Below are 10126 nucleotides of genomic sequence, written 5' to 3'. Positions count from 1 at the left end.
GCGTGACAAGCTAAATTGGAACAACTTACAACTAAGAACCTTTAACAGCTCATTTTCAAATGCCTTCTGCATAAAAATATTTATTATTTCTGGTGAAGATATCCATATTAAGATTTTTAATTAATGTATAAAGTAGCTTAATTTATTATATATAAATAAATTGTACTTAGAAATATACAATACTAGAAAGGAAGACTAACTATTTTGCGTAGCGTTGCATTGAGAATAGGATTGTAGGATTTCTTCATTACAAGTTGTTCCATTCTTGCTTGTCCTTAGTTTATCTAAGGAGCATGCAGGAATGGGCACAACTTGTAATGTTAGAAATCCTCAATTCTATTCTCTAGCAACCGAGCAACATGGTTAGTCTTTCTTTCGGTTGTCATATTTGTAAGTCTAATTTACATGTTAGATATTTATAATAACATAAAAAAGTTTTAATTAATGCAAAATTTCTTTGATGTTAATCGTATTAATATTAAGGGGAGGTTATTATTGAGCTTTTAGGATAATTATGTAATATATAATGCAAAGTGGAATAAAGTAATATAAAGGTAGGTGCATATTTATGAAAAGGAAAAACTATTTGAGTTTGATATTAATAATTTCCTTATTAATATCCGCTATTTCTATTCCAGCCCTTGGAGCGGAGGAAGATAGTAAGGGGCTTGAACAAGCAATTGTTTCAGCAAAAAAAATAATAACGGTTCCAGATAATTATACTGAGTTTACGCATAATTTAAATGAGCGAGAAACTAATAATGGTAAAATTAGAGTTTGGAGTCTTAACTGGGCAGAGAAAGAAGGTAAAAACGGTTTTGTATCTGCATCAATTGGGGAAGACGGTTATATGTATGAATACAATAAATATACTGGAAATGAAGATTCTAATGGACTAGCAAAAATAACTAAAGATCAAGCGCAAATTACAGCAGAAGAATTTTTAGGAAAAGTAATTCCACAGTATGCAGAGAAAATGAAGAAAGTCACTAATAATGATAATATTTCTTCAGGAGAAGAATATTATTTTACTTATAAAGAATTTATTAATGATGTTCCAGTTAATTTTATTACCGTAAATATTGGAGTAAATAAATATAGTGGTGAGGTAACAAATTTTAATGGGGACAATCCAGAAATTAAAGGAGTGGAGTATCCAAGTAAAGAAGGAGTAATTGAATCGGCAGCGGCAGAAAAAGCCTACATAGATAAATTGGGGGTCAATTTAAAATATTATTCCTATTATGATTACAAGCAAAAGAAAATGAATATATTTGCAGGGTATTCTTTAGATAATAATAGAAATAGTGCCATTGATGCAAAAACAGGACAAGCTATAAGTCTTTTTAAAGAAAATAGATTTATTGATGGAAAAGGTGATTTTGCAGGAAAAGCTAATTCAGATAATAGCTTAATAAAAGCAAATGAACAATTAACCAAAGAAGAAGCAGATGCAGTTAATAACTTAGCAAATATTATATCCAAGGAAAAAGCAGAAAGTATTATTAGAGAAGGTTCGGATATAATAACTTCAGATATGAAAGTAAAAGATGAGTCATTAAATAGGAATTATATTAATGATGAATATGTTTGGAGCATCTCTTTTGAAAATGCCTATGGTGAAGTAGATGCTAAGACAGGTGAGATAATTTCACTACATTCATATAATTTTGATAATGCTAGTAATAGCGTACTATCAAAAGATCAAGCAAAGAATTTAGCAGAAAATTTCTTGAGAAAAGTGGCACCTGATAAATTTTCACAAACAAAATATGAGGAAGTTGATAATCCAATTTTAAAAATTGGCGTTGTACAAGAAGGGAACATTTCATCATTTAATTATATCCGCCAGGTAAATGGCATAGATTTCTCAGGAAATTCGTTGCGAATTGAAGTAGATAAAACAAAAGGAAAAGTTGTTGGCTATGATAATAATTGGTATAACAATATCTCATTCCCTGATGTTAGTGCAGCAATAGGCAAGGAAGCTGCTTTTAATAAAATAAAAGATATTGCAGGATTTTCGTTGCAATATGCTATGATAGATAAGAATAAAATTGGGTTAGTATATAATTTCAGCAGTTTAAATGATGATTATATAATTGATCCAATAAGTGGTTCAAGATTGGATTATACAGGCCAAGTGTACAAGGATAACAAGTTACCACAATATACAGATATAAGTGGGCATTGGTGTGAAAAAACTGTAAAAGAACTTTTAGATAATGGATATTATATTGAAGGTGATAAATTTAACCCTGATATGAATATAACTCAAATTAATTTCTTTAAGTATATGTATTCTGCTTCGGCTAATAATTTAAGCGATGATGAGCTTTATAATATGCTTATACAAAATGGAGTAATTAAAGAAGAGGAGAAAGCTCCGAAGTCATTTGTTACGAATCAGGATGCAGCAAAGTTTGTAGTAAGATATTTAGGTTATGAAAAGCTTGCAGGGCATACTGAAATATTTATTAATCCTTTTAAAGATGACGTGCAAGAACAATACAAAGGTTACGCAGCAATGTGTTACGGACTTAATATAATTAAAGGTGACAAAAGTGGAAACTTTAATGGGACTAGAAATATAACTAATGCTCAAGCTGCCACAATCATATACAATTTAATTAAGAATAACACTAAATAATTCTTAAAGAAGTGCTGATCTACCTTTTAAGTTAGATACAGCACTTTTTATATATGAGGTAAAATCAAAAAAATAATTTGCTACAGTGTAATTACAAATAGGATATTAAAATAAAATTATATTAATAGTTTATGAAATAGAATTAATTGAGGATGTATTATGGAAAATGCAATATTAAATTTTTTAAGAAATAAAGATAATTATTACTTAGCAAATTATAATGACATAGACATAAAAGATATTAGTGAATTTCCTTTAGAAAACTTAGCTTTATATAGGATTGAGGACGCAATGTTTGATGAAGAATTATCTAGAAGTAAAGTAGTAGAGAATATACTAAATTCCATAAGAATTGATGGAATAAATTTTGTATACCTGATGATTGGAGACAATGCAGGAATTAATTTTTATTTTGGGATTTCAAGAGATATGTACTATGAAAGTGAAATGTCAATAGGATTAGACGATATCAATAGTTATATATTAAAGCCCAATATTAAAGGAAGTCCTATGAAAAGTAAGGTTGAAGAGCTAGATGGAGAAGAAAAAAATAGAATATATGAGATTATCGATAATATGACTTTTTTTAGTACATTAGCAGGTGCAGCTGGAGTAAATGAGGATAATGAAAAAGAAAAATATATTGATACATTAATTAATATTTTTAATGGCGATGAATTTGGAGCAATGGTCATTGCAAAACCATTAAATATAGAGCAGGTATGGGATATTGAGAATAATTTAAATAAGCTATACACAGAAATATCGCCTCTTGCTCAAAATAGTTCTGCGGATTTAATATCTAAAACATATGGAAGCAGCCTTGCAAAGTCAACAGGAGAAGCATTTACCAATGTCCATAATACATCAATATCAATTCTGAACTCCATTAGTGAAACTACAGGTGGAAATAGTGGGACTGGTACTACTGTAACAAATGGAAATTCTGAAACCTCTCAAAGTAGTAGAAGTAGTCCACCAAGATCAAACAATAGATTAGATATGTCTCAGAATAATATAAATTCTTCACCTAAAATAAGAGGGGGACCAGGAGTTGCCCAAGGTAGTAGAAATAATTCATCAAATAATAGCATTACAATATCTGAGAGTAGACAAGAAAGTACAGACTTTGGAGAGAATTGGAGTAAAACTACAGGAACAAGTGACATTAAACTCGGAGGATATTCAAGATCAAATACAACAGATTCATCAATAACTGAAGTTAATAGCAGCAGTGAAATGAAAACAAGTTCTACTACAGTTGATTCTGTAAATAAAGAAGTTAGCAGCTGGATAAAGTACATGGACGATGTGCTTTTCAAAAGATTAGACTATGGTAAAGGTAAAGGTCTGTTTACTATATCTACTTTATTGTTTTCCAATAAAGAAGTTATAAATAAGAAATTAGAGAATTTTATGGGAGCAATTTTGGCAGGAGATAGTGGTAATAAAGTACCAATAAAGGCAATAACGCTTACTAAGGACAGTGTTCTTAGAAATGCATATGGTAAATTTCAATTACCATACTGCAGTTTCTCAAAGGATGGATATATTGATAATCCATTAGCAAGGTGTGCAATATCCCAATACTTAGATGATAAAGGGAATATAATGTTTGGAAATTGGATATCTACAAAGGAATTGAGTTTAATTATAGGGATTCCTAAAAGTAAATAATATAATTCTTTATAGCTTATTAGCAATACTATAGGGTATGGAAATAAAATTTATAAATTAGTATAATTAGAATTAATAGAATTTTATTTACGATTGATAAATGAGGAGAGAGTAATTTATGTTGATTTCAATTTTTTTATTAGCACTGCAAGGATTTTCCGGCGGAGTTTCAGGATATATTACTAACAAATATGCTGTAAATATGCTTTTTAAAGAATATACTCCATTAAAATTAGGAGGAGTAATTAAAAAGAAGAGAGAAAAGTTCATTGAAGAAATTAGTGAATTGGTTGAAAGAGACATAATAAATGCAGACACTTTGAGACCTGAAATTTCTAACAAAAAGTTTAATATTTATATTGAAAAAATTGCTGATGTCTTTTTTGAAAAAGAATTAAAAGAGAGTTTAGGTAATACTAAAATTTTTGAAATAACGGGCTTTTCTAAAACTGTAGCTAAAAGTGAAGAATTTATTAGAAATAATTTGAACATGATTTTACCAGAGCTGTTAGAGAATTTTTTAACCAATTCTAACTTAAAAGATTTATTAGGCGAAGAACAAGTTTCTAAAATAGTCAATAAAGGCTATGGGATATTAGTTAGTGAGCTTGAAAATACTAATTCACTGGATGAATTTATTAATAAAATATATAAGGAAAATTCTGACGTAACGTTAGTACAAATTTTATCAGAAGAAGCGCAGAAAAAATTAGTAAATAATATTAGTGAAGGTATTTCAAGAATTATTAAACATGATATTTTGGCTAATGACGAATCATGTAGAATATTTTTAGATAATGTATGCGTAGCTTTAGATGTAGATTTAATACTGAATAAGCTGCAAGGATTAATTGGAGATTATGAAATTAATAAATTTATAACTGCATCTGAAGAGGATGAATTCATTCTGAAGCTATTTAGTAAAATTAATGATTTCATAAATTCACAAAAAGGAAAAGAACTAGTACTAAATCTTGTAAATGAGATTGTATTAATTGGAAAAGATATTGATTTTACAATTTATGAAATGCTTCCAACTGAAATGGAAAAATCACTTACTCAGTTTATAAAAGCAGTTGTTCCTAAGGTTATGCCATATATTTCAGAGTGGATATCAAATAATAAAGTAGTATTTGATGAGATGATAGAATCTGCTATAGATGAGGCAATTGAAGACATTGATGTAGATATTAAAAAACTTATAATTTCAAAGGTTAGAAATGCTCTTATGGGAGATATTTCATCTAAAAACAATATTGTGAGCAAAATCATTAGTTATATGAACAATAGTTTAGATGAAGAAGCATATAGAAATTTAGCTAGTTCACTTATAAATTATTTAAAGAACAGCAAAGTTAAAGATATAGTAGCATTACTAGAAAAACAAGATTTATTTAGTTCTGAAGAGATGATGAAAGTAATAAACAAACAATTTGAGTTACACGGAAAGAGTATTTTAGGAGCTATAGTAAAGCAGCAATTTTCAAAGAAAATTCATGATATTATCAAGCTTGATTTTGTAAAATTATTTCATACTAAATTAAAACCACTTTTATATAAAAATATTTTTAAGAATAAAGAAGAGCTGGGTGATAAACTTAATAGCGTAGCTCAAGATTTTATAAATGCAAAAAGTAATGAACTATTTAACAAAAAGATATCCGAGATATTTAATTATAACAATGTTTCTAGTTCTTCTAATAAGTTTGCAAAACTAACTAGTAAGTTACTAGGAAAAAATAAGACTATATGCACTGAAAAGTTAGAAGATATCTTAGTTTCAAAGGTTAAAAATATAAATCTAGCTTATGTGATAGAAAACTATAAAGTGGATATATCAGAATTTATTGTGGATAATTCAATAGCCTTTTATAAGGAAACTGTGGATAAATATAAGGAACTTGAATTTCAAGATGTTATTCCAGAGTATTTTAATAAGAAGCAACTATCACATATTCTTATAAATGAAGGTTATCCAATGTTAATTTCTAAACTTCCTAACTTATTAAATGGAAATATTAAAAAGTTCGCTAAAAATAACTTGAGTAAATATAATGAAGATGAAATTTGTGATATTGTTCAGGAGTTTATGGGCAACCAACTTAAGCCTCTCTCTGTTTTTGGAGCTGTACTTGGAACAATAGTGGGAGTAATATATCAATTAATTTTCCCAAATGCTATTGGGCGTTATGGTTTTCCAAGTAACGCTTTTGATGTGATAATGTCATGTGGAATTATGGCGTTTATCGGTTATATTACTAACGTAGTAGCATTATGGATGATTTTTCACCCATATAAAGAAAATAAAATAGTAGCTAAGATTCCATTCTTTAAGAAATTTGCATTAGGATATATACCTGCCCATAAAAATCAATTTGCAGTTGGAATGGCTAAATTAATTGATGAGGAATTGTTAAATAAAGAAGAGATAAAAAAAAGTTTTAATTCTCATAAGAATCAAGGGAAATCACTTTTAATGGCATTAGTCACAAATAATAATTATCAAACTCTAGTTAATTTTGCTAGAAATAAGAAAAAAGATTTAGCTAAAAATATTTATGGGAAAATTTTAAAGTACTTCAGTATAAATGCGAATTTATCGAAGGGTATTTCAAGAAAAATAGGAGATAAGCAGCTTAATTCTTTTATAAAAAAAGATAATGTTTTTAATATAATTCCAAAGTTACTTTGCAGCATCAACAAAGCTGAAAATTATTTAACTGGACTAGTTGAAGATAAGTTTTCAGCTAATTATAAACTTAATGAGATTTTGCCAGAAGCGGCATGTAATGAAGTAAAAAAATATATTAAAGATTCAAGTAACGAATTGCTTGAAGAAAAGGTTGTTAGCACCAGAAATAAAGATATTATAAGACCTATAGTTGATAATTATAGTGGACATTACAACTCAATAATACAAAAAACAGTTAAAGAGATTTTGGATAATAACCTATCTGAAAAAATTAAAAATAATATAGAAGAAAAAACTTATACATATGTTTTTAATGACTTTAAAATATATTGTAATGATTTATTAAATCAATTTTTACATAACGAACTTAATGAAAATAATAACATTGGTTCAATGTTTAAGGGAAATATTAAAACAATTATTGATAAAAATTTATATTCTTTAATCACTTATGCCAGCAATAAGTTGGTAGCCTATTTAAAAGATAATGAGTATGTAATAGCTTTAGATGTCCAAGAAACTATTAAAGGTGAACTTAATTTCTTTGAAAAAATAGCCTATACAACCTTTGGCGGAGATGATATAGCTAATAAAGTGGTATCAATTATATTGCATGAAAAGCTGCCAGAAATGCTTAAGGATGAAAAAGAAAGGATTATAAGTAGTGCAGAGATTACATTAAATGAATGTATATATCCTATTAAAGTTAATGATTTAAAAATTGACTCTAGAGAAATTAATACTACAATGTTAATTGATAATTTATTTGATAAATTAGGTGAAAGTATTAGTTTTAAAGAGCATATTTACAAAGTCAGTGATTTAATTTTAGATTCATTAATTTCAACTCCACTTGCAGAGTATCTTAAATTATGTAATTTAGAGGAGTTGAATTTAGTTTATAAGAGGTTCAATAAAGAAATAGTTACTATAAAAGAAGATATTTATACTAATATAGATTTAAATAAAGATACTTTGTTTATAATGACAGGAGAATTTTTAGATGAAAATATAATATCACCATTATTTAATTCCAATAATTCAGAAGTTTTTAAAGACATTACCTTAGAAGAAATTAGGGGAACTATAAAGAATATATTAAGTATAATAACCTCTAGCAAAGAAACGAAAGAACATCTGACTATATTATTAAATGGCTTTTATGATAGTACACTTTCAAAATTAAAAATTGAGCAAATTACTGATGAAAAAATATTAAACAGAGATGTTGAAAAAATTATTAGAGGTGCTTTTGAAGATACAGAATTTAATGAAAAGAATGTAATATTACTTGAAAGAGTAACTGAAAATGCAATTAAAGCTGATTTTGATTTCATTTCAGATGATACAAAAGACTATTTAATAGATAAAGCAATACAAACAGGGTTAAATTCAATTAATCATTATATTGTTCCAGTGCTTCAGGAAATTAATTTAAAAGATATTAGTAATAAGCAAATTGACGTACTTAATCCAAGAGAAATTGATATTTTATTTAATTCCTTTGCTGGTGACTTTTTTAAGAAGCTGCGTCTTTATGGAGTATTTGGCTTTGTATTTGGCATTAATGTAGGCCTATCTATTATATTATGGGCAATAGATTTGAGATATAGCAAGGATTATTCTCAGAAAGATTCATAGAAAAGTAAAGTGCAATTCTCTTTAAATTGCTTAACTTGGAATAAAGTTAAGTGCATTATATAAAAAATTTATTAAAGAAATTTTATGTATACATGTTTAAGAAATAAATAGTATGGTAAACTATTTAAAAGAAAAGGAAAATAAAGGAAGGAGGAGCGTATGTCAAAAGTTGATTTACTTAATATATTAAACAAATATTCAAAAGACGAAAACTATGAATTTAACGGATATTTAATGTATAAAGATAAAGAAATAGCTGAGATTAAAGATACAAATTTAATAAGATCTATGGATGATGATTTATTACCAATAATAATGATAAATAAAAAAATAGGCGCTTTTGAAGCATGGTTACAAACAAGGGTAATAGATACTCATAGAACAAATTCGAGACAAGTAAGACGCAGGCTAAGCGTTAGATCAGAAGTGCCTAAAGAAATTGTCATTAGAGCTAGAGCGGTAAGCATTACAGATAATTATTGGTTAAAGTGGGAGAATGAGAACATAACTTATAACGAAGTTCGAAATAGATTATCAGATGGATTAAATACTGTAGCCTTGTATGGTAATGTAATAGAAAATGACTTTAGTAATGATGACATTACTCCTGAACTTACTAACATAGGTAGTTTTGAAAAATGCTGGCGACTAATTAATGGTCACTGGTATATGATAAAAAAAGGTTCTTATAAGGAAAACTTTGCGGAAGTTTTGGTTTCAAATATAGCGTTAGATTTTGGGTTTAAAGCTGTGAAATATGAAGCTATCGATGAGGGAACATTAGTTAGATGCAGAGATTTTACTAATAGCGGAGAAGTTGATTTTGAACCTATGTTTAGCTTTGTTAAAGATTATTGGGGTATAGATGATTCTATTAAAATTATAGAAGAATTAGGTTATATAAAAGATTTTTTAGATATTACGTTTATGGACGCTTTATGTTATAACATTGACAGACATACCTTTAATTTTGGTATATTAAGAAAAGATGGCGACCTTTTAGGATTGGCTCCTAATTTTGATAATAATTTAGCATTTTCAGGAGTACTTAATGATAGAGCATTGGAGAAGAGCTGGTATTCAACTGCATTTACTAAGAATACTTATAAGCCTATATTGGAAGAATATAAGTATGACATACCCCAAATTAATTTCAATAAAATAGAGAGTATTATAGATAATACTTTAAGAGGGTTTCCAACGTTGGAGAAAGAGACTGGATTTAAGGACATTGTATTTAGAATAATAAAAAATAATTACGATGAGTTAATCGGAATTAAAAATAACTGAGTATAGATAGAAGATAGAATGTCATGTTTAGGAATGGCGCTAGTGGGTATTATTGATAATAACAAGAATATTCCCAATAATAATTAATTGTGTTAGAATAGGGAGAGTAAATAAGGAGTATAGCAGTATATATTGTTTATACTTCTTTTATTTATGCATAAGGCTAAAATTAAAAA

4 protein-coding genes are annotated in these 10126 nt (G+C 27.7%); all 4 read left to right on the top strand.

Features of this window, described 5'->3' with window-relative positions:
- The first annotated feature begins 568 nt into the window (after positions 1 to 568).
- The 4 genes from COL3_RS12375 to COL3_RS12360 all read left to right on the top strand — a co-directional run bounded on the left by COL3_RS12375 (position 569) and on the right by COL3_RS12360 (position 9950).
- Entirely contained in the window at positions 569 to 2650 is a 2082-nt protein-coding gene (locus COL3_RS12375) for a YcdB/YcdC domain-containing protein (protein WP_008423707.1), read from the top strand.
- A 159-nt stretch (positions 2651 to 2809) separates the two neighbouring features.
- Entirely contained in the window at positions 2810 to 4327 is a 1518-nt protein-coding gene (locus COL3_RS12370; protein ID WP_008423709.1) for a hypothetical protein, read from the top strand.
- A gap of 118 nt (positions 4328 to 4445) precedes the next feature.
- On the top strand, positions 4446 to 8660 hold the full coding sequence (locus COL3_RS12365; RefSeq protein WP_008423711.1) for a DUF445 family protein: 4215 nt from the start codon (positions 4446 to 4448) through the stop codon (positions 8658 to 8660).
- Between the two features lie 159 nt (positions 8661 to 8819).
- Positions 8820 to 9950, top strand: a complete 1131-nt coding sequence (locus COL3_RS12360) for a hypothetical protein (RefSeq protein WP_008423713.1) — start codon at positions 8820 to 8822, stop codon at positions 9948 to 9950.
- The last annotated feature ends 176 nt before the right edge of the window (positions 9951 to 10126 follow it).

The organism is Clostridium sp. LS (assembly GCF_002760435.1).
In the GTDB taxonomy this organism is placed as follows: Bacteria; Bacillota; Clostridia; order Clostridiales; family Clostridiaceae; genus Clostridium.
The sequence above is the reverse complement of the archived record's forward strand: the minus strand, read 5'-3'. Positions and strand labels throughout refer to the sequence as shown.

Coding starts and splice junctions, on each gene's coding strand:
- COL3_RS12375 (WP_008423707.1), top strand. CDS start 569: ATGAAAAGGAAAAACTATTTGAGTTTGATATTAATAATTTCCTTATTA.
- COL3_RS12370 (WP_008423709.1), top strand. CDS start 2,810: ATGGAAAATGCAATATTAAATTTTTTAAGAAATAAAGATAATTATTAC.
- COL3_RS12365 (WP_008423711.1), top strand. CDS start 4,446: ATGTTGATTTCAATTTTTTTATTAGCACTGCAAGGATTTTCCGGCGGA.
- COL3_RS12360 (WP_008423713.1), top strand. CDS start 8,820: ATGTCAAAAGTTGATTTACTTAATATATTAAACAAATATTCAAAAGAC.